At 61.0% G+C, this 24,898-nt stretch carries 17 protein-coding genes and 1 pseudogene; 9 read left to right on the top strand and 9 right to left on the bottom strand.

Annotated elements, in window-relative coordinates:
• Positions 1–102 precede the first annotated feature (102 nt).
• A complete protein-coding gene (locus NKI38_RS09615; RefSeq protein ID WP_352656769.1) occupies positions 103–252 on the bottom strand; it encodes a hypothetical protein in 150 nt (49 codons plus the stop codon).
• Between NKI38_RS09615 and NKI38_RS09610 the strand changes: the two genes are divergently transcribed.
• Together NKI38_RS09610 and NKI38_RS09605 are read left to right on the top strand one after the other, a co-directional pair.
• Positions 253–687: a carbohydrate ABC transporter permease gene (locus NKI38_RS09610; RefSeq protein ID WP_352656767.1), complete on the top strand. Its 435-nt coding sequence runs from the start codon at positions 253–255 to the stop codon at positions 685–687.
• A 90-nt stretch (positions 688–777) separates the two neighbouring features.
• Positions 778–1,545, top strand: a complete 768-nt coding sequence (locus NKI38_RS09605; RefSeq protein WP_352656764.1) for an SDR family NAD(P)-dependent oxidoreductase — start codon at positions 778–780, stop codon at positions 1,543–1,545.
• 549 nt (positions 1,546–2,094) lie between these two features.
• Here the strand turns inward: NKI38_RS09605 and scpB are convergent.
• The 4 genes from scpB to NKI38_RS09585 form a co-directional block, all read right to left on the bottom strand.
• Positions 2,095–2,781: an SMC-Scp complex subunit ScpB gene (gene scpB / locus NKI38_RS09600; RefSeq protein ID WP_352656762.1), complete on the bottom strand. Its 687-nt coding sequence runs from the start codon at positions 2,779–2,781 to the stop codon at positions 2,095–2,097.
• A 3-nt stretch (positions 2,782–2,784) separates the two neighbouring features.
• Positions 2,785–3,729 carry a DUF1403 family protein gene (locus NKI38_RS09595; protein ID WP_502899283.1) on the bottom strand — a complete coding sequence of 315 codons (945 nt, stop codon included), beginning with the start codon at positions 3,727–3,729 and terminating at the stop codon, positions 2,785–2,787.
• 248 nt (positions 3,730–3,977) lie between these two features.
• A complete protein-coding gene (locus NKI38_RS09590; RefSeq protein WP_352656758.1) occupies positions 3,978–4,571 on the bottom strand; it encodes a type II toxin-antitoxin system VapC family toxin in 594 nt (197 codons plus the stop codon).
• Positions 4,561–4,857: a hypothetical protein gene (locus NKI38_RS09585; protein WP_352656756.1), complete on the bottom strand. Its 297-nt coding sequence runs from the start codon at positions 4,855–4,857 to the stop codon at positions 4,561–4,563. Before NKI38_RS09585 ends, NKI38_RS09590 begins: the two co-directional genes overlap by 11 nt.
• A 359-nt stretch (positions 4,858–5,216) precedes the next feature.
• Here NKI38_RS09585 and NKI38_RS09580 point away from each other — a divergent pair.
• The 4 genes and pseudogenes from NKI38_RS09580 to repC all read left to right on the top strand — a co-directional run bounded on the left by NKI38_RS09580 (position 5,217) and on the right by repC (position 10,973).
• A pseudogene (locus NKI38_RS09580) lies at positions 5,217–6,262 on the top strand (site-specific integrase).
• 1,000 nt (positions 6,263–7,262) lie between these two features.
• The gene (gene repA, locus NKI38_RS09575; protein ID WP_352656754.1) at positions 7,263–8,444 is read left to right on the top strand and encodes a plasmid partitioning protein RepA; all 1,182 of its coding nucleotides are present in this window, start codon (positions 7,263–7,265) and stop codon (positions 8,442–8,444) included.
• Positions 8,441–9,475, top strand: coding sequence for a plasmid partitioning protein RepB (gene repB / locus NKI38_RS09570; RefSeq protein WP_352656752.1), 1,035 nt, complete (start codon positions 8,441–8,443; stop codon positions 9,473–9,475). Before repA ends, repB begins: the two co-directional genes overlap by 4 nt.
• A gap of 154 nt (positions 9,476–9,629) precedes the next feature.
• Positions 9,630–10,973: a plasmid replication protein RepC gene (gene repC, locus NKI38_RS09565; protein ID WP_352656750.1), complete on the top strand. Its 1,344-nt coding sequence runs from the start codon at positions 9,630–9,632 to the stop codon at positions 10,971–10,973.
• A 289-nt stretch (positions 10,974–11,262) separates the two neighbouring features.
• Here repC and NKI38_RS09560 read toward each other — a convergent pair whose 3' ends face one another.
• Positions 11,263–12,195, bottom strand: coding sequence for a recombinase family protein (locus NKI38_RS09560; RefSeq protein WP_352656748.1), 933 nt, complete (start codon positions 12,193–12,195; stop codon positions 11,263–11,265).
• Between the two features lie 282 nt (positions 12,196–12,477).
• Between NKI38_RS09560 and NKI38_RS09555 the strand changes: the two genes are divergently transcribed.
• From NKI38_RS09555 to NKI38_RS09545, 3 genes are all read left to right on the top strand, one after another.
• Positions 12,478–13,596, top strand: a complete 1,119-nt coding sequence (locus NKI38_RS09555; protein ID WP_352656746.1) for an RHE_PE00001 family protein — start codon at positions 12,478–12,480, stop codon at positions 13,594–13,596.
• Between the two features lie 91 nt (positions 13,597–13,687).
• Entirely contained in the window at positions 13,688–14,365 is a 678-nt protein-coding gene (locus tag NKI38_RS09550) for an XRE family transcriptional regulator (protein ID WP_352656744.1), read from the top strand.
• Complete coding sequence (locus NKI38_RS09545) at positions 14,366–14,974, top strand: RES family NAD+ phosphorylase (protein WP_352656742.1); 609 nt, start codon at positions 14,366–14,368, stop codon at positions 14,972–14,974.
• Positions 14,975–15,301: 327 nt separating this feature from the next.
• Here NKI38_RS09545 and NKI38_RS09540 read toward each other — a convergent pair whose 3' ends face one another.
• From NKI38_RS09540 to NKI38_RS09530, 3 genes are read right to left on the bottom strand one after another with little or no spacing between them, the layout of a single operon-like run.
• Positions 15,302–18,601, bottom strand: a complete 3,300-nt coding sequence (locus tag NKI38_RS09540; RefSeq protein WP_352656740.1) for a UvrD-helicase domain-containing protein — start codon at positions 18,599–18,601, stop codon at positions 15,302–15,304.
• Complete coding sequence (locus NKI38_RS09535; RefSeq protein WP_352656738.1) at positions 18,598–21,204, bottom strand: PD-(D/E)XK nuclease family protein; 2,607 nt, start codon at positions 21,202–21,204, stop codon at positions 18,598–18,600. Before NKI38_RS09535 ends, NKI38_RS09540 begins: the two co-directional genes overlap by 4 nt.
• Before the next feature lie 47 nt (positions 21,205–21,251).
• Positions 21,252–24,371 (bottom strand): hypothetical protein, encoded by a 3,120-nt coding sequence (locus NKI38_RS09530; RefSeq protein WP_352656737.1) that lies wholly within the window; start codon positions 24,369–24,371, stop codon positions 21,252–21,254.
• Positions 24,372–24,898 lie beyond the last annotated feature (527 nt).

Raw genomic sequence — 24,898 nt, 5'->3', positions numbered from 1 at the left:
GCGGTAATTGATCCCAGGTGCAAACCCAGGAGTTGATACAGGACCTGTGGCTATCGAGGGATTAAGGTAAGGTTGTCTGCCAGCCGCGATCCGAGAACCGATCTAGGCCACTTCGCCGCGCAGTTTGGCCAGCAACTCGGTGGCACGGTCGGCCCGGACATCGCCGGCGCTCGCCAACTCGGCCGCCACCTTGTCGATTTCGGCGCCGACCGCACCGGCGGCGATGGCAATGTTGCGGGCGTGGAGGGCCATGTGCCCGCTCTGGATGCCTTCGGTGGCCAGCGCCCGGATCGCTGTCTCACCTTCTCGGTGCCGTTCGCCATCTGGATGATCCGCGGCTTCCTCGTCGCCATCCCGCTCGATATAGACGAAGCGGCGCGGCTCGACGGCGCCAATTCCTGGACGATCCTGTGGAAGATCATCCTGCCGATCACCGCGGCGCCGATCTTCACCACGGCCGTGCTGATCTTCTGCTTCTGCTGGAACGAGTTCCTCTTTGCGCTCATCCTGACGGACCAGAAGGCGCTCACCTTCCTGCCCCTGCTGACGCGGTACGTGCTGCCGCAGGGGCCGCTTTACGGCCAGATCTTTGCCGGCTCGACAATCTATTTCGCCGTCCCGATCATCGCCCTTGCCTTGATCCGGCGGCGATTGGAGGGAAGCTTCGCGGCCGGCAGCGTCAAGTAGCCGGATCCCGGCGTAGCGCGTCAGCTTTTATCGCCAACTCAAGAAACGGATGCTTTCCCACAGGCATCCAACAAATCCCAAAGGTGCTTGATGCCTCTGCTCGAAAACAAGGTCTGCGTTATCACCGGGGGATGCGGCAGTGTCGGACTGGCCTCCGCGCGCCGGTTCCTCGCCGAAGGCGCCAAGGTGACACTCGTCGACCTGAACGCGGTGCGCCTCGCCGACGCGAGGGCGGAACTCGACCCGGCTCGGGTGGAGATTTTTGCCGGCGCCATCTCGGATGCCGTGGTCGTGCGCTGCTATATCGACGCGACTGTTGCCAAGTGGGGGCCGATCGACGTCCTGTTCAGCAATGCGGGCAACCACGGCCTCGTCGCAAACCTCGAGGACTACGACGAGGACGCCTTCGACCTGACCTTCCGCATCCACGCCAAGGCGGCCTTCCTGGCATGCAAATATGGCGCGCCCCAGATGCACGACGGCGGCAGCATCATCGTCACATCGAGCCTCGCTGGCCTCCGCGGCGGCGAATGCGCGGGACAGAACATCAGCTACACCGTCGCCAAGCACGCGCAGGTCGGCGTGGTCCGCGCCGCGGCCCGGGCGCTTGCGCCGCGCGGCATCCGCGTCAATGCCCTCAATCCAGGTCCGATCCACAACGCCTTTCAGTACGACATCGAGAACCGCATCAGCGCGATCAGCGGCGTCAATGTCACCGAGGCGCTGAACAAGGCCATTCCGTTGCAGCGCCACGCCGACCCTCACGAGATCGCCAGCGTCGCCCTCTATCTGGCGTCTTCCATGAGCAGCTACGTTACCGGCCAGGTGCATGTCGTGGATGGTGGTCTGGGAAGTTGACCCTATGCGAGCGGGAACGGCCGATAGTGAACCTCACCATCGGGTGCGCACGACCCTCCCATCGCGGACCTTGGATGCAAGAATTCGCTCCGGCGCCTCGAGTGGGGTAAAGGCGCTAGCTCTGTCGACTCAAACCCGAACACTTCTGTAATTGTTGGCGCACCCGATAGGACTCGAATCTGTAAACTCTGCCGTCGGCAGCAGCTGAGGAACGATCTCTGCGGCAAAGCGCATCTCTGCTCGCATTACCGACATACAGATCGAAGCGATCCTGCACTTCTCCGAACTCAGCTTCGTTACCTGATGTCGGAGCGCCGCTCGTAGTCGAAGGGCAGCAAGAGCATAACTTAGGTCTCCTTGCGGCCGTACGCTCTGCCGATCTGGAACGCCGCGTAAATCGCGCCGAGGCGGAAGAGGAATCTAAACATGGGAGGTCTTCTTTGACGGTAGGAACCGACCGGCATCGAGATGGTTCCAATGTTGGCGGGTGGGGACGGCCTTGCCGCCTCGCATTGTCCGGCCAAGGACGTGGAGAGCATCGCGCCGCCATCATTCATCCTGTCTGTGATCGCCTTCGTCGTTCAGTCTAGGTATCAGATGGGCTTCACCGGACAACCATTTGTCCTTGTTCAGCAAGCCGGCGTCTTCGAGCGCTTCGATGTCGGGCAGCTCGCGCAACGTGTTGAAGCCGAAATGGCTCAGGAACGTCCTTGTCGTTACATAGGTGTAAGGTGCCCCGGGGGTCGGGCTGCGTGGACCTGATGCGATGAAGCCCGCGCCGCGCAGATCGCCGATCAGGTCGCGGCTTATCTCGCGTCCGAAGAACGACGATAATTCACCGCGGGTCACCGGCTGGAAATACGCCACGGTCATGAGCACCATCGTCTCGAACTGCGAAAGGTCGGGGACGTTCTCGTCCACACCGGTAGCCGTGCGTATCGCGTCGGCGAAGGCTGGCCGGGTGCGGTACTGCCAGCCGCCGGCGATCGACACCAGGTCGTAGGGCCGGCCACGCAGTTCTTCGCGAATGTCGTCGATGATCAGATCGACATTGCAGCTTTTCCCAACGACTCGCCCAAGCACTTCGCGGGTGACCGGCGCGCTTGCGGCAAAGACAACGGCCTCGATCCGGCTCATCCACTCGCGCCAGCGCAACTCGGGCGGCAGATGCTCCAGCTCGGTGTCAAACAAGGACGGCTGGGCATTTTCCTTCCTGCGGGTGGATTGGTCAGCCATCCCTTAGAGCCCGTACAATCGGAAGGTTGTTCGTCCAGACAGTTCGCGAACGGCGTTGGCGTCCATCAGCCGCTCGAATAATCGCCGTGAGCCGAAGCGTGACAGCCGCGGTGTAACCAGCGACCCGGACACAGCATCTTCGCACAGGAGTTTCACGATCGCCTCGCCCGCCCCCTTGGCGCGCAGGCTTGGTGCCACAGCCGCCAGCCGCTCGGCCCGCCGCGCAATCTCGCCAGCGATCCGGCAAGCTTCAGCAGCACCTTGCGCAACCGCGATACAGACCGCTCGATCAAAGCCGCCCGCTCCGGGCCGGAGTCTTGAACTGCCGGCGTGCAAGGCCGGTGTAAAAACCTGGGCCGTCAGCAATGGCACGCATCTTGACCAGCGCAGCTTTTGCGACAACACCAGATCGGCCAGCCACCAGGCCAGTTGCTCGGCGTCCGGGCGCACGGCAAACACCTGGATTGCGATCATTGCAGCCGAAAACGGCGCCGGCGTGGGGGCGCGAACAAGCGCGTCGATTTGGCTCGGGAATCCCTCGAGATCCTGGCTCCAGGCAAGTCCGTGCAAATCGACGACCACGCGCAAAGCCTCCACGTCGACACGGGCGCTTCGAGAGGCAAGCCGTCCCCACGCGGCAAGGACATTGCCGGCGGGTCCTGGATCATCGTCGGGGCGGGTCAAGAGAGCCGCATCGCGCAACGCCGCTTCACTTTCGTTTCGACCGGCAAGGCGCACTGAAGCGACCGCGCATTTCAATGCCAGCCGCTGCCGCCACGCCCCTGCCCAGGCCGGATCGGCGCGTACCAGCCCATCCAATGAATTCAACGCCGCGCCGGCCATGAATGCAGCCTCGGAATCGCTGGTGATCGACCCTTGCGGGACCGCCCAACCAGGCACCGTCGGCAGCACAGGCGTGACAAAGGGAATTGCCGCAGCTCGAATCATGATCCGACTACGATACGATGGTAGTGCGGTTTCGGCCACGGGAAAGGCAAACTTCCGCACAGCCTGTCGTTTCAACATAACGAACGATAATCTTGCATTATCATTCGTTTTTGTCCTTACGTTAGAAATGGCCGTTGTCGCCCGCGTTCAACGGTCGCAGGAGAGTGTCAGCGACCTTTTTGAAGACTGGTGGTCATTAACGGAGGGTGGACGATCACGGTGCACGGGCATATCTGCCACAGACGCTTTCAACCCTGCGGGCGCAAGTCTGTCACCGGCCGGTAGAAGATCACACGCACCGACGGAACAAGCTGGTTGAGGTAATCGAAATCCCGAACATTGCCGGTCAGGACCATCGCGCCCAGCAGACCGGCCTGGTGAAAGATCAGCGCATCGTTGAGGAAGCGGCGTTCATGCCCCTCCCCTTTCGGCAGACGGCTCAGCCGGAACAGCAGGCCGGCAAGCATGCCGGCGCGTCCCCAGGCGGTGGCGTCGGGTGCATGCAGCCGGTGCACTGGAATGTCTTCAATCGTGCCTGCAACCACTTTCAGGACCGACTTCGTCGTGGGGTGCGCTGGGTCGAGCCGGCCGAACAGGTGGCTGAGCTCGGCAAGGCAGACGGCCGAGTGCTGACAGAGCCGATAGGTCAGAAGGTCATCGACCACTTCGGGCGTGCGGCCCTGCAGGACATCCAGATAGACGCTCGTGTCGAGAAGCAATGCACCGCCGACAGGCGGCTGGTCCGCTGCCCAGGACAGAGCGGAATCCGGCCGCCGTTCCAGCCCCCCGGCACGCCGCTGTGGTTTGAGGGAACGCAGTGCGCTCCCGAGATCAAACGCCAAGATCAATGTCCGCGGAGATGCTGCCCTTGCGGCGGACGAGCCGGGCGCCAAAATCGTCCTCGAGGGCCAGCCGCGACAAGGCGAGCTCCAGCAGCTCAGTGTCGGAGGTCACATGAGCGCGCTTCTTTGCCGCCTCGATCAATTCCGATGGCACCCTGCCCGACAGGCGTGTGTTCTTGGCCGCGCCGAGAAGGCCGACCGCCTTCGCCTGCTCAAGCACCAGACGATTCCGGGTGTGGGCGATCCGCTCCTCGCTTTCGGCTGCCGTTGCGCCACGTACGCTCATCCTGGATTCTCCTGTTGAACGAAACATAGGGGATGTTGAACATGAAGGCAAGGATCGGCACTGAGAAAGAGGGCCCTAGGAGGGTCAACACTGGATCGGACATGGTCCGTCGCCCGGTCATGCTATGGCACGACCCAGCGTGTGGTCGTACGCGACCGGCGCAAATCTCGGGAGCTATTGGTCAAGCACCTCGCGGTGGACAATTGGGCGCTTTGGTCGCACGTTGGGGCTCTCAGAATCGCACGACTGTGACATTCAAATGATCGAGAGTTTCGATGGGCAGTCCCCGTAATTTCATGACGCCCATCGACGCGGTCGACACCAGCGACCTGCCTGACATTGTCGACGTCGTCATGGAAATGGGGCACCCGGATGAGGCTCCCTCCCCTCCCACGCAGGTCCTCGACTCGCGACAAGCATCACTGCCTGCGCATCTCGAAAAGCTGGCCGACCGCGCGCGCGATTACGTCGAGGCGGCGAGTTCGGCAAACACCCGTCGCGCCTATGCCGCCGACTGGAAGCATTTTTGCGCCTGGTGCCGGCGCCAGGCGTTTGATCCGCTGCAGCCAGATCCACAAGTCGTGGGGCTCTACATCACGGCCCAGGCCTCAGGATCGGAACGGGACAAAAAGTCTGTTTCGACCATTGAGCGCCGCCTGTCGTCGCTGACCTGGAACTATACGCAACGCGGTCAACCGCTCGACCGGAAGGACCGGCATATCGCCAGCGTGCTCGCCGGTATCCGCAATAAACACGCCTCCCCTCCCCGTCAAAAGGAAGCCATCCTGCGCGACGATCTTGTCGCCATGCTGGAAACGCTCGATCGTGGCACGCTGCGCGGTCTGCGCGGCCGCGCCATGTTGCTTTTGGGCTTCGCCGGCGGCTTGCGCCGCTCCGAAATCGTGGGCCTCGATGTTGCGCGCGATCAAACCGAGGACGGCTGCGGCTGGATTGAATTTTTCCCGGACAAGGGCGTCCTGGTTACGCTGCGAGGCAAGACCGGCTGGCGCGAGGTCGAGATTGGCCGCGGCTCGTCCGATGCCACCTGCCCGGTCGTCGCCCTGCAGACCTGGCTGAAGCTGGCCCGCATCGCGCATGGCCCCCTCTTCCGCCGCGTCACGGGGCAGGGCAAAGCTGTGGGCGCCGAGCGGCTCAACGATCAGGAGGTGGCGCGGCTGGTCAAGCGCGCGGCCTTGGCCGCCGGCGTGCGCGGTGATCTTTCCGAGGGCGAGCGCGGCCAAAGTTTTCGGGCCACTCGCGTCGTGCCGGCCTCGCGTCCTCTGCCGAGGTTGACGAGCGCTACGTGCAGAAGCAGCTTGGTCACGCCTCGGCAGAGATGACACGCAAATACCAGCGCCGGCGCGATCGCTTCCGCGTCAATCTTACTAAGGCGTCAGGATTGTAGAGTGCGGTACGCCCCCCAGCCGCAGGTGACTCTGGATGCGCCAATCCACCCCGGCGCCACAGATCCAACCATCAAGTTGATGGGTTTCTAAGGTTTATTGGTGCGGCGCAAGTCTCCAACTTGAAGAGCTGTTCCCAGCTGGGAACTCAAAGTACGGGTTGTGCGAGAAGTTTGCTTTTCGATGAGTCTCCAGGATCCTTCGCCGACACTTGGACTAGCCCCCGAGGGAAGTTGCCTGGCGACTGCAGGAGCCTCTTGCTCGACGCTGGACGAAAGTGCGCGTGGACAGGACCCCACGTGCCAAACGGTGCTGATTGCTGTCAAATCGCGTGGGACGCCTAGCGACAGATCCTAGCCGCTTAGTTGCCATTCGCGAGAGTCGCTCGACCCGGAAGGAATGCCTCGCTGCAGGGTAGGGGCCGTGGGGCGTCTAACTTGTCAGCCTGGGGGCGATCACCGAAGTGACATCGGAAGCGGCGCGGCATGTGCTGCATCACAAACACAACCCATCGTCTCCGACGCAAAGGATGGTGACTCCCCTAGGGCTGCGCGAGCTCAGTGCCTCCGTCACAACGGGAATTGCGCCGCCGCGGCAATGTGGGGGGTATCTCTCCATGCGCCGAAACCTACCTGCGCTTCTGTAGGTTGCTCGCCGCCGTACGGTGAAGCCAGAGGCCAACCGGCACACCAATGTCGACTATCTACGAGAACAAAACGGGCAACGGGGCTCGCCCGTGCCCCCATGCTGCGTGACCAACTTCATAGCTGTCTTTTTCAATGCCTGGTGCGCAGCTTTGACGGCACAAGGGAAGCCAGCGATAGCGAAAAGTTCCCAGCTGGGAACTGCCCTGTGTCCATTTGCTCGAATTCTCCGAATCGGGCATACCTCCAGTAACGGAAAAACCGCGTAATTCGAAAAGTTGGCGTAGTTGGCGTGGCGTTAACAGCTTGTTAACCACAGTCGCTATCAATAGGCGCTGCGTGCAGGAGGAGAATCTGGGTGACGCGGCATCTAAGTAGCCTTCAGTTCATGAATACCTTTTCGACGAAACTCGAGAAGGCACTCAACAATCTTTCGCTGGCTCAGTATCCTCCTGATGCGATTCGTACGATGCGCAAATTCACTTCGACGGAAGTGGCAGCATTGCTAGGAGTGACCGAAGCTTACATACGGCAGGTCTCCTTAAAAGGGCAGGGACCTGAGCCAGAGACAACGACCACCGGAAAGCGCCTATATTCTGTGGAGCAGGTGCTGGACCTTCGGATGCACCTGGCGGAAAAGGCACGGAAGAAATGGATCAATCCTCGTCGTGTTAAAGGCGAGGATTGCCAGATCATCGCGATCACGAACTTCAAAGGTGGGTCGTCCAAGACAGCGACCACTATTCACTTGGGTCATTGGTTGGCACTACGTGGATATCGCGTTCTCGCAGTCGACATGGATCCCCAGGCGTCGTTAACAAGTCTGCAAGGAGCGTTACCCGGATTTGACTACAGAGAAGGTGACACCCTTTACTCAGCGATTCGGTTTGATGATCCGGTGCCAACGGAAAAGATTATTCATCAGACGCATATCATCGGATTCGACGTCATCTGCGCCGGTCTTGAGCTGACAGAATTCGAAACGGCCGTTACCCTTGAGATGCGCAAGAGCGGTGGAACCAGTTTTCTGCTTCGAGTGTCACAGGCCCTCGAACAGATCGTCGATAGCTACGACATCGTTCTTCTCGACTGTGCGCCGTCACTCAATTTCCTGACGCTTTCGTCGCTCACTGCCGCTACCGGAGTCCTAATCCCAGTTCCAGCGCAGATGCTCGATGTCGACTCCACAGGGAAGTTTTTGGAGCTGGCCGCATCTTATATGCAAATCCTGGATGAGGCTGGTGCAGGCGCACGTTGGGATTTCGCCAAATTCCTCATCACAAAGTTTGAGGCCAACGACCACCCGCAAGCCAACATGCAGGCCCTAATGCGCCAAGTGTTTGGAGAGGATTTACTTCTGAATTCAGTCTCCAAATCCACTGCGGTTGCGGACGCTCTCACTTGGAAGCAGAGCCTCTATGAAGTGCAACGATCGAGGTTTTCGGCACCTAAAACTTATGATCGTGCAATCGAATCGATCAATGCCGCGAACGCGGAAATAGAAAGCCTCATCACAATGGCATGGAGGCGTGAACAGTGAGCCGTAAAGATTCTAAGGGCATGTTTGCTGCTGTTTTGGGGCAACTCGGGGAGGACAATTCGGAGGAGGGCGTCAGCCGCCGCACGTCATCGCCGCACCTGATGAAGGTGGCGGCTGGTGTTCGCCAAATGCAAGAGCGTAGCGATATCGCCGACAAGTTACTGAAGTCAGGCGAACAGATCATTGAACTCGATCCCGACAAAATACGGCCGTCGTCTATCACCGATCGATATGATGACGCCTACGAGATTTCCGCCATCGCTGAGATCACTGAATCCATGCGGGAGCGCGGTCAAATTGTGCCTGGATTGGTTCGGCCAGTACAAGGCAAGGATGGCGAGTTTCAAATCGTCTATGGTCGCAGAAGATTAGCGGCAGCTAAGCAGCTTGGGATCGGATTCAAAGCGGCCGTCCGCGAGTTAACTGATGAACAAGCAGTCATTTTCCAAGGCGAAGAAAACACCGCTCGAGAGGATCTTTCATACATTGAGAAGTGCGCTTTTGCGCTTGCGCAGCAGGAAGCGGGATACAAACGGGACACCATCTGCGCTTCGCTGTCGACAGGAAAATCGCATGTCTCCGAGATGATCAAAATCGCCTCATCGGTAGACAAGGAGATACTGCAATCGATTGGTAAAGCTCCCGGGATTGGTCGAGGACGATGGCAGGAATTCTCGAACCGCTATTCCATAGACGGCTCACTCGCAAAAGCTTTCGATCTTATTCGCAAAAACAAATTCCGCGAGGCAACGTCCGACGACAGATTCATTATTCTGCTTGAGACGCTTCCATCGGATCAAAATGCGATCAAAGAAGCTGCGGGTCCGGCCAAGCCATCAAAGCCCAAGATTGCTATGAAATCCTGGGCTGCTCCAGACAAAACAGTCAGCGTCAGCCTCAAAGACAACGGAAAAACTACCATGATTGCCGTGGGAGAGGCAGAAGGATCGCGTTTCGCAGCGTTTATCGCCGGACAACTGGACGACCTGTTTGAGGCCTTTCGGAAGTCCATCACGAAACAAGGAGTCTGAAACCGCAAAAGAAAAAGGCCCCCGAACGGCAAGCCGTGGAAGCCTCTCTCTGAACTAAGCACTCTGAGAATCGCATCTCCACGAATCACTGTCAAGAGTCATTGGCGTCGTTTTGGCGAGCAGGTTTCTTTTGCCTAATCGAGGGTGAAAGAAAATGGAGACGAATATTGCAACGACGCCCTTTGGGCGGCGGCCGATGACGCTTGGCATGATTTCAAGCCAAGTCACCGCAAGGGCCGTGGCGAAGGACGCGACCGTCCAAAAATGGCATGTCTTCCAAGATATCAAGGACGCCAGGATCGCTCTGGGCGCCACTGATCGCGCTTTGGCTATTCTCGACGCGCTGTTGTCGTTCCATCCGGACACGACGCTTTATGGCGACAGCGAGCTGGTTGTATGGCCATCCAACGAGCAGCTGATCCGCCGCGCCAATGGCATGCCCCCAACGACCTTACGGCGACACTTGGCGGTTCTGGTCGAGTGTGGATTGATCATCCGTCGGGACAGCCCAAACGGCAAGCGCTTCGCCCGGAAAGGGCAGGCGGGCGAGATCGAGCAAGCCTATGGCTTTGACATCTCGCCGATCGTGGCGCGCGCTGAGGAGTTCAAGGATCTTGCGGATGCGGTCAGATCTGAGAAGAAGGCATTTCGTCTCGTTAAGGAGCGGCTAACCATATGCCGACGTGATATCGTCAAGATGATCGACACCGGCATTGAGGAAGGCGTGCCGGCGAACTGGGGCAGGGTTCAGCAGGCCTACCAGGCGATTGTTGGTCAGATACCACGCACTGCACCTAGGCAGACTCTCGAGGTGATTGCCGAAGAACTTGAAGGCCTTTGGGCTGAAGTGCGTGAAGCATTGGAATCATTTGTAAAAACACAGAAAGTGGACGCCAATGAGTCCCAAAACGGGCGCCACATACAGAATTCAAAACCAGACTCTAAATTTGAATCTGAAACTGGCTCAGGAAATAAAGATGAAGCGGGCGGCAACGTTGCGGATACCGACAACGTACGGAGCCTACCGAAGCGCGAACTGCCGCTAGGGATCGTGCTGGATGCCTGCCCGAACATGCTTTGGCTCGTGAAGGGCGGCGGCGGAATCCGCAACTGGCGTGAATTTCTGGCCGCGGCCGAGGTTGCCCGACCGTCCATGGGCGTCAGCCCGAGCGCCTGGGAGGAAGCGCGAACGGCAATGGGTGAGCAGCAGGCGGCGATTACCATTGCCGCGATCTACCATCGGCAGGACCAGATCAACAGCGCCGGCGGCTATTTGCGCAGCCTGACAGATCGAGCAAAGGTCGGAAAGTTCTCGGTCTGGCCGATGGTGATGGCCTTGTTGCGGGCCAAGCTTGACGCGTCGAAGACGACCGGAACCGGAGCTGAAGCCGCCGCCGTCGATTTGGAGGCGGCAGGCAAGGTTGTGCGCACCGAATCCCGGCTGGAAATCAGCGATGCGTTGCGCCGCAGCCTCGACAAGCCAGGGCGCGGATCATGATCAGCCGGGCGGGTTTCGATCCGTGGACGGTGGCTGCAGCGCTTGTCGGGACGAGCGTCTTATGAGAGCATCGAAAGCATGAAAAACCAACACGACCAGGAACCGACGCCCAATGAAACCGCCGGAATGGTGTGGTGGAACTCACTCGCCGAAACCGATCGAGCGGCTTGGCTGACGCGGGCCGGCAGCGCTGTTCCAGCTGATGCCTGGGCCGCGTACAAGCGGCTCGGGAATGTCGAGCGTCAGCCACAGACTGTAAACTGAGGACTGTTCTGCAGCGGGATGACGGTCAACTCGCGGGTAGATCGGCGACGAGCCCAAGCCGACGGGCTCGATCGAGTAGGTTCTTGACTGAGGAAGCAGACCATTTTGCGCTTCCTCGTGGGGTTCGCTCATGCAGGCGCTCGAGCTGGCCAGCGATGTCGCGGAGCGACAGGTCTGGGTTAGATTGCGAAATCCCTGCCACAAGAGTCATCAGGCGATCTTCGGGAGGCAGAGGAGACGCCCGCTTTAGCAGTGTGGATTCGGCCAGGTGCTCGGTGACGAGCCACCTCACTGCCCGCCGCAGTCGTTCAGGCGTCCAGTCGAGGCCGCGCTGCTTCAGGACCCGAGCGATGTCGTCCCAGTTGTGGTCTGGTCGCATCCGTCGGACCGTCGGAAGCCATTGGTTCATAGTTGATTGTAGCCGTCGGCCATAAGCCGCCTTTTGTATCGCGGTCATTTTCGCCAGGGCTTCGGGCCTGCGCTCCCGGATACCAGGATTGCCTGGCAGTCGCCCCTTGGATCGTGCAGCGATGATGCCGGCCTTGGTTCGCTCCGAAATCAGTGCACGCTCGAGCTGGGCAACGGCGCCGAGTACCTGTAGCGAAAACATGCCCTGTGGCGTCGACGTGTCGATTGGATCTCGGAGAGATCGGAAATGCGCGCCCTTCTCAGTCAGATCCTCGATCACCTGAAGAAGGTGGCTGACCGAGCGCGCAAGGCGATCGAGACGCACGACGACCAGGACATCGCCGGCGCCGATGTCGCTCATCAACCGCAGTAGGACCGGGCGAGCTCTCGACGCACCGGATCCATGTTCCTGAACGACGACGTCGCAGCCGGCCGATCGCAGCTCAATCTCCTGCGCTTCCGTCGCTTGTTCGTCCGTCGACACGCGCGCGTAGCCGATTTGCCGGCCTCTTGGTCGTCCGGAGCGTCGATCTTGCGTTTCACGGGCCATTTGCGGCGTCTCTCAACATGTAAAAGAGGTGTTTGTACAAACTCCGAAGATATCGACAAACGATCGTTTGTAAACGTCTCTAGTGGCCCTTTGCGTAGCTCCAACGGCTTTGATGAGCCTGAAAATCAACGTTTTCTAGTCTCCTGACCGCCCAGGGCGTGGTGCTGTACAGTCCCGATATGGGGTCATTATCGATAGTGATTTTTCTCCTGATGAAACACGACGTAAGTCCAGTGATACCCTCACTAGCTTGACCAACGCGAATCAGCCATCATGAAAACAATGGCTTACACGCTCGACAAACTGCCCCTGGAAACCCTGATCGGGCCGCTTGCCCGCGCGACCGCGGCTTTGGCGCGCCTCGACGAGCGCCTGGCCCGTTCGCAGGTCCGCGACGGCTTTGTCGAGCGCCAGCATTTTGCCGACGCGGCTTCCGCGCTCTGGCTCGAGGGCGAACTCGTCCACCTCGAGGACCTCGTGCTGCACGACGCCCACATGGACATCCGCACACCGACCCACGAGTTGACTCGCGCGCACGCGGTGCTGCGAACCCGCCGGCGGATTTTTGCGCAAAAGCCGGACTGGGCGCTCAGTCGCGACGGTTTTTTGGCGCTGACCGGTCGCGGCGGCGCCATGCCGGCGGCGGGCCAAAAAAGCCGGGACAGGGAGGGGGCTAAAACTGCCTCTGTGGAAGCCGACGATCGCGATGACGCTGAGGACGATCTCCTGGCCGAAGAATTTGCCGAGATCGATGCTGTCCTGGCGCGCTCGTCGAAGGTTCTGAGCGGCGCCGACGTGCCGGCGAAAGCGGCGCGCCCGGACGACCGGCCGGACCTGATTTACGATCTCGACTGGAATGAGGAAGAACGGCTGGCTGAATGGCAGGCCGTGCTCGCCGACACGCGGGAGTTGCCGGTCGTGATGCGCGCGGCGATCCTGCTCGAGGCCTGGTCGGATATCGAGGTGCTGCAGCATGCCACGTGGCTCGGGCCGCTGCTTGTCGCGGCACTGCTGCGACAGGAAGGACTCGCCGCCCACCATCTCACTTGCATTCATCTCGGCGCGAAAAACATTCCGCGCGAGCGGAGGCGAGCGCGTAATCGCGGCGATCGGCTGCTCGCCTGCCTCGATGGAATCCACGACGCAGCGCTGGCTGGCCTGAAGGAGCACGATCGGCTGACGATGGCGAAAAGCCAGATGGAGCGGCGGCTGCGCGAACGCCGCGCCAGCTCGAAATTGCCCGGCCTGGTCGAGCTCGTCATGTCGCGGCCGCTCGTTTCGGCGGGCATGATCCAGGACAGGCTAAAGGTGACAAAACAGGGAGCGCTCAACATGGTCGGTGAGCTTGGTCTGCGCGAGATGACGGGCAGGGGGCGGTTTCGGGCGTGGGGAATTGTTTAGTCCGCAGCATTCTCCACATACTTTACGAAATTATCGAACTTGACGAACTTGCGTTCTGTAGCCATATTGGTGACAGCAAGAGGTTCTCATCATGGCCGCTCCAAAACGCAGCAATCATAGCGGTGCCGCGTCCCCTGCGGGAGTCGCCGCCCTGAGCTTCACCACGAAGCTGCCGGCACAGGCAGACTTCAAGAAGGTGCTGCTCGAACGCTATCAGGAAGCGATAGCACGCAGCCGCAAGATCGGCCACCGTGTCTCGTTCCGAGTAGAGGTCGATCCGGCGTCCGATGCGCAGACGATCACGCCAGTCGAAGAGCAACCGGTCGATACCTTTCCCGTCGAGGATACGGGCAAGCCCGATGCCGAACTCGAGGCGGCGCTTGCCACAGCGCGCGTGCGTGGCCGCAAGCGTGTTGCCGAAATTGTCGCCGGCAAGGACATGCTGAGCGCGGATGCCTTTGCCAAGCTGCTCGGCACGTCGCGCGTGACGGTCAACGCCAAGCGGCAAAGCGGGCAGGTGCTCGGGATAGATGGCGCCAAGCGCGGATTCCGCTTTCCTGTCTGGCAACTCGACAGGGACGGCCGACCGTTCGGGACATTGCCGGCGCTGCATGCCATGTTGGGCAACAGTGCCTGGGCCGTCTATCGGTTTCTGGTGTCGCGGCATGGCGCCCTCGATGGCCGGACCGGCCTTCGAGCCCTTCAGCAAGGCGATGACGCCTTGGTGTTGGCTGCGGCGGAAGGCCTGGCCAGGGGCGATTTCGACTGAATGCCCGGCGTTCCACCTCCAGCCGATTTCGGGCGCGCAAAGCTCGAAATCGAGACCATACCGCGGGGTCGGACGTTCGGTCGGATCTACTGGAGCACCTATCCCGATCCGTTGGGATACGGGAAGTCGCCGAGCCGATTCAGCGATCCTCGACGCCGTCTTGACGCCAACCGGTTTGGCGTTCTTTACGTCGGTGACTCCCTGAAGGTGTGCTTCCTCGAGACCGTGCTCCGCGATCGCCGCGAAGGAATCCTTGACGATCTTCCCATAGAGGAGGTGGAACTGACCCAGCGGCGCTATGCGGAGATCGCGACCACGACAGACCTACGCCTGGTCGATCTCAGAGGCGACAATGCCGTTCGCATGGGTGTGCCGACCGATGTCGTTCGGGCACAGCGCCAGAACCTGGCACGCCGGTGGTCACTGGCGTTTCACGAGCACCCATCCGCGCCCGACGGGATCATTTATCCCTCGCGCCTTAACGAGGCGACCAATCTTGCCATTTACGATCGCGCGGTACCGAAGCTTCAAGCGAGGCGTGTTGTGACCCTTCTCGGCGCGCGAGGGCTGGCTCAGGTTCTGGAGGATTTCAGGGTGGGGTTGGTGTGAAGATGCAGCACGTATCCGTATCGCTTGGCGAAGGTCGCTGTAGCGCCAGAAGCGTCCATTAAGCCGGAGCAACGGAACGACCGGTGTGGGGCCGTGTGCCGACAGACAGCTTTTGGCGACTGCGCTAGCTGTGATAGCGGACGTTCATTATGTGGGCGGGTCCTAGTCGCCAAGGACTGAGACGTTTGCTTTCCACACGGAGGGTAGACAGTTGGCCGGCCCGCCGCATGCGGCTGGAGGCGAAAGTCAAGCGAGCGCAGGTAACGAACCCCCGCCGTGAGTTCCAAAAGCTCGCTTCCTCGGCGAGCTTCTGGTGATCGCCGCTCCTCAACCTGCTGTGGTGAGATCCCTGCTGGGCTCCACCCATGAGACCTGCCCGGATGACATGTAGACGACGGCCCCACGCTCGGCCCCGGTCACGCGGAGGTAATCCCTCAGTTGCGCGGCGTAAGCTGCTTGGGCGTCTAGTTCCGGGTGCACGTCGGACTTCCAGTCGACGACGAGAATGATCCGGTCACCCTCCATGACCACCGCGTCGGCCCGACCGGCCAAGAAGTGAGGCGGTCTCGCCTCCCACACTGGTAGCTCAGGCACAAAGCGCCCTAAGAAAGGGGCCAGTTCGGGCAAGGCCAGCGTACGCATCGCGGTCGCGGCCATCTCGGTCGCATCCGGCGGCGCAATTCCTGGGTCATGTTCCTTGAAGGACTGCAACTGGTCCAGCAGCACTGCCGCCCGCTTAGCGATCTCCTTGGGGTTGGGAGGCAGGTCCCCGTCCAGAAGCTCCTCCATAAGCTTATGCAGAACGGTACCCCTCAACGCGCCGGCACCCACTATCGGCTCACCGATTGATGCTTGGTCCTCGACGAACCCGTCCGCCATGTCAGGACCGCGATCCGAGTCGCGATCGCTCGGGCGATCCCAGACGATAGGGGCAGACGTAGCCGCGATGCGGTCGCGCTCACCTGCGAAGATCGCTTCTGTCTGAGCGTTCACCGTCAGGTTAGCAGACTTTGCCACGGGGACAGGTAGGGCATCTAATTTGACCTCAGGCAGGCGCTGCTGTCCGAGATTCATCACGTGCGACCACGAGTAAGACGACGCTCCCGGAAGGTTGGGAATTATCAGCAGGTCGCGGGCACGCGTTGTGGCTACATACCACACCCTCTCACGCTGACGTGCCTCGCGGAATTCCTCTTCTCTGCGGGCGGCGGCCAGGTCTGGTGTCTCGATCCCTTCGATTACCCAGTGGATTGTGTCGTCAGACTGCCGGTAAACAAACTGGTCCTGGGGCCTGAATCGGGTCGACGAGTTGACCGGGATCACCACAGGCCACTCCAACCCTTTAGCACTGTGCATGGTTACGATCTCGACAGAGTCTTCAGAGACATCCACCCGCCCCTCAGGATGGCGGCGCTTCTTTTCCCATCCCCGCTGGAGGTCGAGCGCGAACGCCCGGAGACCGGACACGCCGTAAGGCCGAGCCAGCTCGACGATTGCATCCAGGTTCGCGAGGGCACGGGCATTGCGGTGCCCATGCCGGGCGGCCATCACAACCCGGAGGTTCAGACGCTCGATCGCGTAGGCAAGCAGTTGCATTGGGGTAAGCTCGGCCGACAGGCGGTGCAGGCTCTGGAGCTTCTCAAGCATGTCCCGGGCGAGGGCATGCTTTACTGCCGATAGAGCAGTTCGAAGCTGGAATCTGCGCCGCCCGTCGGCGTCCGCCTCGAGGACCGCGGTGACATCGAGCAATTCCTCGTCGCTTAGTCCGACGATGGGTCCGCGCATGAGAGCGCCGAACGCAAGGGTGTCCAGGGGGTCGGAGAGGGCTCGAACCAAGACGAGCAGATCCTGCAACTCCTGCCGCCGGAAAAGGGCGTTGCCAGCCTGCGACGCGACGGCGATCTGCTTGCGTTCAAGGGCACGTTCGTAGCGCCACAGATCGGTGTGAGTGGGGGCCAGCAAGGCGATGTCGCTTGCGCGAAGGAGCCTTTCGACATCGTCCGCCCCAACGATCGTGAGTGCGCCGATCAACCGGGCGCATAGGTCGGCTACTGCTTCCGCCTCGGCGTCGCGCTGCTCGTCTGCTCGTGCATCGCGAGGAACCTCAATCGTGAGCTTGGCGGCAGCGGGGAAGGGCAGCGGAGGCGGATTAAGGGTTGCTGCCAACGGGACGAAGCCAGGCTGCCCGTCCGCAGCGAGCACTTCGCGGAATACCTCGTTTACGTGGTCGATCACCCCTGCACGGGACCTGAAATTTGCCGTGATGGTAAGCACCTTACCGCTGGCGGCGATGACGGATTTTGCCAACACGTACGCTTCCACGTCGGCGCCGCGAAACCGATAGATCGCTTGTTTTGGGTCGCCAACGAGAAAAAGGGCACCAGGCCGGAGCTGTGCTGTCGTCCACTGGGTCGGTTGCCCGGCGGCCGCGATGCAGAACACAAGTTCGGCTTGGATTGGGTCTGTGTCCTGGAACTCATCGACCAGAAGGTGGGGATACCGTCGCGCGAGCGCGTCGCGCACGTCAGGGTGCTCGCAGACGAGCGAGCGAGCTTGGCTGAGCAGGTCGTCAAAGTCGAGGACTGCCGCCTCACGCTTGCGCATGTCGTAGGCGTCGACGACCTCACCCAACAGCGAGGCGAGTTCGTGCACCAACTGCTGCGCGATCGAGCCGATCAGCACGCGGTACGCGTCATCGGCGCGGTCGGATTGCGCAGCCGCCTCATTGGCGCGGCGAAGCCCCTCGGTCTCGCCCAGGAGATTCTTCCAGGCTTCAGCCCTATCGTAGCGCTGAAGGTCAATAGACTTCGGCCGCATCGCGTCCACTTGCGGTGGTCGCGTGAGACGCCAGAGTTTATCGAATCCTGCCTTCTCAAGGGAGCCGTCGTAGAATGCGGCGAGCTGTTCGAGGTCCGTGATACGATCCGCGGTGTCCCTCTCTCCCGGGCCGGCGGCATGCCACCGGGAGAATGATGCGACTGCTTCCGCAAAAGTCAGGTCGGGACGGAGCGAGAGGTCGGGTGAAGGGGTTGTGGCATTTCGATGATCTCGACGCAGGATCGCGAGTTCGCGAAGACGCTCTACCACGCCGAGCGGATCGTCCTTGGCCATTGTAGTGATTGGCCCATGGGCGGCTGCGCCGTCCGCCAGCTTGGCTTTCAACCAATCGGACAGGACTTCGTCGAACATCGCGTCGGCCATGTGAGCGTCGACGACGCGGGACCCAGGATCGAGACTGGCCGCCAAACCATGAGCCCGAAGGATGAGTTGGCAAAACCCGTGAATCGTCGTCGAAGTGACCTCGTCCAGCCGCGGCGCCGCCGCTTCAAGACGCGCGAGCCCATCGTCGGAAAATGGCGCATTGAGTACGCTTGAAAGCGCCGGCGGCACACGCCCTGCGCGAAGTTCGCCCACCGTCCAGCGAATCCTCGCCGCGAGTTCGCTGGCCGCCGCCTCGGTAAAGGTGATTGCTGCGATGCAAGAAGGTTCGGTCCCAGACGCGATCATCATCGCGACGCGTGCGGCCATCAGCGACGTTTTACCCGTCCCAGCCGCCGCCTCAACGAGCATGTTGGACGTGAGGTCTGTGAGCGCCAGTCTTCGGGCGTCACGGTCTGGCACGATCACGCGCTGCTCCAGAGCTTGGCAAGCGGGCTGTTGGCTTGTGCGAACTGACGCTGCTTGAGGCGCCGGTAAGATTCTGCATCGGCGGGAAGAGCGATCGACAAGGGGTCGAAGAACTCCGGCTCAGGGCCGGGAGCGATGCGTCCGCTATGCTGAACCTCGGCGCCTGCCGCCGTAAACGAAATGGCTTGTTCTATCGCAGTTGCCAGCGCGTCATTGGCGAGGCCGAATGCGACAGCCGGCTCATTCTTAAGATACACGAGGCGCGACTCAAGGTTGCGGACGTCCGGCAGGAGATGGCTTACCGCCATAGCGTAGAAGACCCGTTGAAGCTCCCTACCGCGATCGAAAATCAGTGGCCTTTTTCGGCGCGGAGCCTCTCCCGCCTTGAAGTCGGTGATCGATGCTGCTCCCATTGCAACGTCTTCGTCCAACCGATCGATCCGACCGCGGAACCTCACCCCGCTGCCGCCTATCTGCACTGGCTCAAGGGTCGTCCATGGGTGTGGGCCCTCGACTGTCTCCCCGAACACAAGCTCCGTCCAAGTCTTACCTCGTGGTTCGCCCAACGCCTCCTTCAGTCCGCGGGCAGCCCGCTCGCTGGCCAGCGTAATCGTATGGCGCCAAAGCACCCCAGGAGGCACGGCCCTGGATATCGGCCAAACCGCCGCCAGTCGTTTTGCCTCGTCTGTCAACGCTATGTCGATTCCGTCTGCCGTGCGCGGGGCCCCGTCTCGAAGGACTCCAGCGATGAGGGCGTGTACCAGCTCTCCGAATGATCGCGGGTCGAGGGCGAGTGGTTGCGGATCGAGGCTAGGCTGACGCCAATGTAAGGCGTACTCCCAGACGAATCCGAGCGGGTCGCAGAGCATGCGGCGAAGAGAAGTCGTCGACTGTACGTCCGACAGCGCGACGGCGATCAGGGGATGCTCGGGACGAACCAAGCCATCGTGGGCGGTATGGCGGTCGCCATCACTCCAGGCCTTCCAACACGCCCGGCTGGAGCGGATTTGCGGCTGCTTGCCGGCGTCAGGTGGCCGGGCATAAAGGCGGTCGCTTGCGCTGAAGGCGTGACGGGGGATGGCGCTCCTGCCCACGATCCGCTCCAGGTCCGGCCTCCATAGGATGCTCCGCCCCTGGCGTGCGCCGGAGGCGCCTCTGTCCGCTCGGGAAAGTGTGTATTCGACGGACTGGCCTACGAGGATGTCGTGAGCCATTCGGTCTTGGTCAGTTATGTCTGACGAGGGAAGTCGCAGACCTTCGAGGACGTGATCGGGCAACAGCGCTTCGCCGAGCGACCTCCGAGGCCACGAGTTCGCGTCGAGACCGATGAGGCGGACGTGTTTGCGGGGAGCGGCGGCCAAGTGCCGAGCGGGTCCCCAGACGATAGAGTTGCCAGGCTCCCCCCCATCGCTGACCCGCAATGCCTGGAGCGACAACTCGATCGCCTGAGGTGGCGCCATGCGCAGGGCATCCTCCCACAAAGCCAACGACCGTCCTCGCAACAGCCGGGTTCCAGCTTGCTTGGCAACTGAGATCCCTTCGGCGAGCAAGTCGAGGATCGGAAGCAGCACGCGCTCGACCACGTCGCCGTCCTTTCGCTCGGCACGGGCATGGCTGAGGGCGTGGCGCCACAATTCAGGGGTAGTGAGCCCGGCCCCGCGTCGCAGGCCTTGCGCCCAATCAGCAGGAAGCCGCTCGCGCAGCGCCGGCAACCGCGCAAACAGGAGGCGCACGCGCTCCTGGGAAACCCCACGCAGCATGATGTCGGCGAGTGAGGCGCAGGCTTGACCCTCTCGGGTGGAAAGTGCCGGCACCCCATGCGTAAAATGCAGCGGCAGTCCGGCCTCACGCGCCAGAACGAGGAGGGTGTCGTCCCAGGCCCAGGGCGAGGCCGTTGCGATGGCTATGTCTTCGGGTGCAACGCCCGCGTCGGCGATACGGGAGCGCGCCCAGCGTAGGGCTTCCCGCGCTTCGCTCCTCGGATCGGCGCAGAGGTCGGCTGATACGAGCGCCGATTTGCCTTCGGAACGAGACACGACCATTCCGGTGAACCAGCTTCGCTTGCTTTGCGCGGCCGAAATCCAGCGCACTGGCACGACTTGGGAGAGCTGTGCGACGAGCGGACGCCAGACTGGCTTGATGTCCGGGACGTCCTCGATGGTGACGGGCCCAACTAATCTGGGTGCCAAGCGAAGGCGCCTCGCTGCTGCGTCCACCAAATCAGGCGGCGCCAGCATTCCCGATGGCAATGCGGCCCGTACCCGCCCTTCTAGCAGGGCGAAATCCCGAAGGCGGGCATTGTTGGGCAGGCGTTCTGGAACGCCTGCATCCCACCAATCGTACAAAGCCGCAAGGACGGCGGCAGGCATACCGGGCAGGGTCGCAACGCCACCGATATCCTCAAAGCCGCCCGCTTCTAGGGCCAGCCTAATGGCGGGGTACAGAAACTCCTGGGACGCCGGCGCCAAAAAGCCGCCGGCGAGTCGCGAGGCGAGGAGCGGAACAGTCAGAACCTGCCGGCCAGTCGCACCCTGTCGTGCGGCATCGAGCCGGCGCATCCGCACGGCGAGAGGTCCATCGACGATCACGGTGTGTATGGGCATAGCTTCATTGACTTAGCTTAGGGGACAGCATCTACAAACCCTAACCGTCAGCTTGGCGTGGTTTTCCGTCCGGCTGAAATCTTGAAGCCTTCTGGAGCGGGTTTATACCGGTCGTCCGACCTTGGCCAGCGGTGAACGCGACTCTGCTGAGCCCGAAGTGCTGCTGGGTTGATTTCGACTACCACTAAGTGATCGTTCTTTCCTCCGCGAATCCGGCACAGGTCGCGGGCAAAGGAGTCTTTTCGTGGTGCACGCACTCGGCTGTCTCCGAACGCTCGGTTGTTTACCAGTGCCACGTACGCATGCACATCAAGACTTGCCGCCTCAACGAGTGCCGAGAAAGTCTCAAGGTCCTTGTTCCAGGACAGCACGGCCAGCAGATCCACGTCCCCTTGGAAGTCGCGGCGGTGGTCGATGTTCTGGAGCTCAGAGCAAATCAGCACGCCGAAGTGGATACCCGCATGCACATAGACCGGGTGCTTGTGTTTCGCCCCCCAGTCCACCCATGTGCGGCCATAGGACTGAAGAAGGTGCTCAGCCTCAGCCGGCGCTCCTTCGAGCTTGGGTTGGCGTATCTGCACGGCCGATTTGAAGCCAAGGCGCTCGTCCTGTAGGATGAGGGCAGCGGAACTAGATATCCGGTCGCGACCCTGAAGATTGTAATCAAGTCCTGCGATCAAGCTAACGCCTGCCTCAAGCAGAACGGCGCCAATAGTTTCTAGCCAAGCCTCCGGAACGCTCAACTCAGGCAGGAGGAGGTGAGTTGGCCGCGGCTTCGCCTGCACCGCGAGGTTTATGATAGTGGCCAACCGTGTGTAGCGTTGCGCTGAGCGGTCGGGTCGTCCTTCCGCAGCGAGTGCCCACGTCTCTTGACTGGTCTCGAGGCTGGTAATTCCCAGTCGAATGGTCCCGGTTGGAGAAGACCCTCCAAGATCGATCTGACCCGGGGGCGGCGCGTCTCCGGGGGTGTCCGGCGCGGCCTGTGGAGTGCCACGAACTGCACGACAATAGAGTGCCCAAGCCTGGGCGGCCGGCATCTCGCCGTCGCCGAACACGCATTCCTCTGGACGGTAGAGGGCGATGTCCTGAGCGCTGTACGGCCGTGTTGCCAAAATGTAGGGAAGCATCGATGCCGCTTGCACTGGTGCCGACTCTAGTGCGCCTGGGTTCACCCGCCACACGCCCGCCTTCCGTTCTGGGCGGCGAGATCTGCCCAAAAACTCAGAGAGTTTCTCGTGGTGATGAAAGAGGTCCGGCAGGAGGTACTCCCCCTCGATGGCTGGGCGCTCACGGTCTGCGTCAAGCCGCAGATGCTCCCGATATGGACGCTTTGCCCAATCAGTCTCCCGCAACTCTCGCACGGTTTGGAACAGGGCCTCAGGTCGGTGCATGATGCCTAGGTCTGCCAAGAGGTCACGCGCTGCACGCGGCAGTCGGAGTAGTCGACGCTGATCATAGGGGACGGATCGCAGGACTGCTTCACCACAAGCTCCTTGCACCCAATCGGTCAAGCCCCCCCATATGCGACTGCTCAGCCGTCGCGTTTGACCATTTATCTTACACTGGCCAGGTTGAAACTTGCTCTTTTGGAGCTTGCTCTGGAGCGTCGCGAGCGCGTTTGTGGCAGTGCGATACAGTTTGGCTGCCCCGGACCAATCATCCAATGACACAGCAAGTGACATCAATCGTGCGAGGCCATCGACATGCTCAAGGATCTTGTCCGGTCGCAGAATATGCGCACAGGCGAACTCGTAAAAGCGCTTGCGTTCCGCAGTCCAAGCATTGCGGTCGAGGTCGCGTGCCAAGATCTCAGCGGATCTCAGTTGCAGCGCCCATCCCAACCTACGCAAGGTTAGGCCGTCGGCACGTCGTAGGGAGTCGGGCTCTTCGGCTGTGCCGCTAGCTGCAGCGAGAGCTCGCGCGGACGCCATGTTGTCCATATCTTCCGCCAAGGGCATGAGCCGGCGCTCGCTCGACAACGTGTTCACCTGGTGGGCTATGTTGTTCAGCAAGTCGCGGCCCGACTGGCCGCGCAGGAAGAAGACCTTTTGTTTCTCCTGCTTAAGCATGAGCCGCGAGCGCCCCTGGTAGCCACCCGGCAGCACAACCTCGACCTCACCCGGTGTGGTCTCTTGCAGGAAGATGTCACCGGCTCGCTGGCGAATGAATTCCCACAGCTCGTTCGTGCTGCGAATCCGGCCCGAATCGCGGATAACCAGGAAGACGTCGTCGACGTATCGACCATAGTAGACCGGCGCCAAGGCATCCAGAATACGTTCGTCGAATGCGTAGAGCAGCACGTTAGTGATGATGCGCACTGCGGCTAGACCGATGGGCATCCCGCCCACTTGGCCCTGGGAACCGCCGGCCGCCATGCCTATGAAGCGTGCGGCATCGGCTCCCCAAGCCTTTAATGCGGCAACGAGCGCTTCAGTGAACTCGATTTCCCAGGGAGATAGTTCAAGCCCAATGGTGGACAGGAAGTCTACGTTGGCGACAAACGAAGGGTCCACGTTGTGGTAGTATGAGGAGAAATCCAACGTCAGAGCGACGACCGCTTCACCCTCGTCGAGGGCGGATCGGATTGCGCCAATCCCGCGATCTCGCCACTCACGGTAGGGTTGGAAGTAAGGCTCGAAAGACCCGACTGCGTCGTATTGGTAGTCGCCACTAGGCCTATTCCTGAGTTCGGTATGGCCAAAGCGTCGGACGCGCGAGCCGAAAGCATGACCGCGCAGGCGCTGGTCATACTTGTGCCCTATGAGGTTTATCCAAAGTCCCGACAACACGTGCATCTCAACGTCGAAGGAGCCCACCAGTCGAAATTCTGGGGTGAGTTCGTGGCTCACATGCAGCCGCTCAAATGCGCGATCAGAGTCAGAGAAGAAGCACTGAGGCGTACTATTCCGCCGTGGCTTCGCGCCCAAGCCCTTGGCGAAAATCCGTGGATGACCCAGTGACCGCGCGAAAACATCCGCGGCGCGGCCCGCGTGGAGATCTTCCAGCAGGTTCTCGAGGTTGGCGAATATGTTTTGCTCGTAGGTGGAAAAGGGCTCAGCGCAATAGATCGAACGTTCAAAAAAGCAGTCGGCCTTAGCCTTTCGGAAGGCACCAAGAAGGTCGGCGAGATCGACATCCGCCCAAGATGTGTAATGCTGTGTTTGCAAGAGTAGCCCCCACCGCACCATAGACAGGTTCGCTGGCGGGCAACAAGCCTCTGTAGTGACAAAAGCACTGAGTCTTACTTGCGTGACCCACGAGTCTCATGAGCTGCTGCGTTCCCGCATCTCGACCCAGGACCGCCTACTGGCGCTCAGTTACTGCTTGATTTGTTGGCCGAACGACTGATGGCCAGCTTCGTCGAAGGTGCGCCTGTCAAATTTGAACGGTAGTTTTCAGGAATATCAAAGTTCGGTTAGAGACCGGAACGGGGGCGCAATGCTGTCGACGGATTCCGCCCCCGTTTGATCTACACCATCTGTTCTATCGACAGGCCAGCCATTAACACCAGTCGGCATCCCATCCCGCTTCAAACACCAATTCTGTTTTGGCCGAACGGCGGCTTTTAGGAATTAGCCAAGGTGCTCTCTACGTCCGCCATGGTGAAGGGTTTCGGGTGCCGGCAGGCGTACGAAAGCCTCTCATGCAGGAACCCGCGGGCCACGAGGTTGGCTATGGGGATTTCGATTTACGG

Source organism: Mesorhizobium sp. M0621 (genome assembly GCF_040320745.1).
Taxonomy (GTDB): Bacteria; Pseudomonadota; Alphaproteobacteria; order Rhizobiales; family Rhizobiaceae; genus Mesorhizobium.
This window is presented reverse-complemented; position numbering and strand designations above follow the sequence as displayed.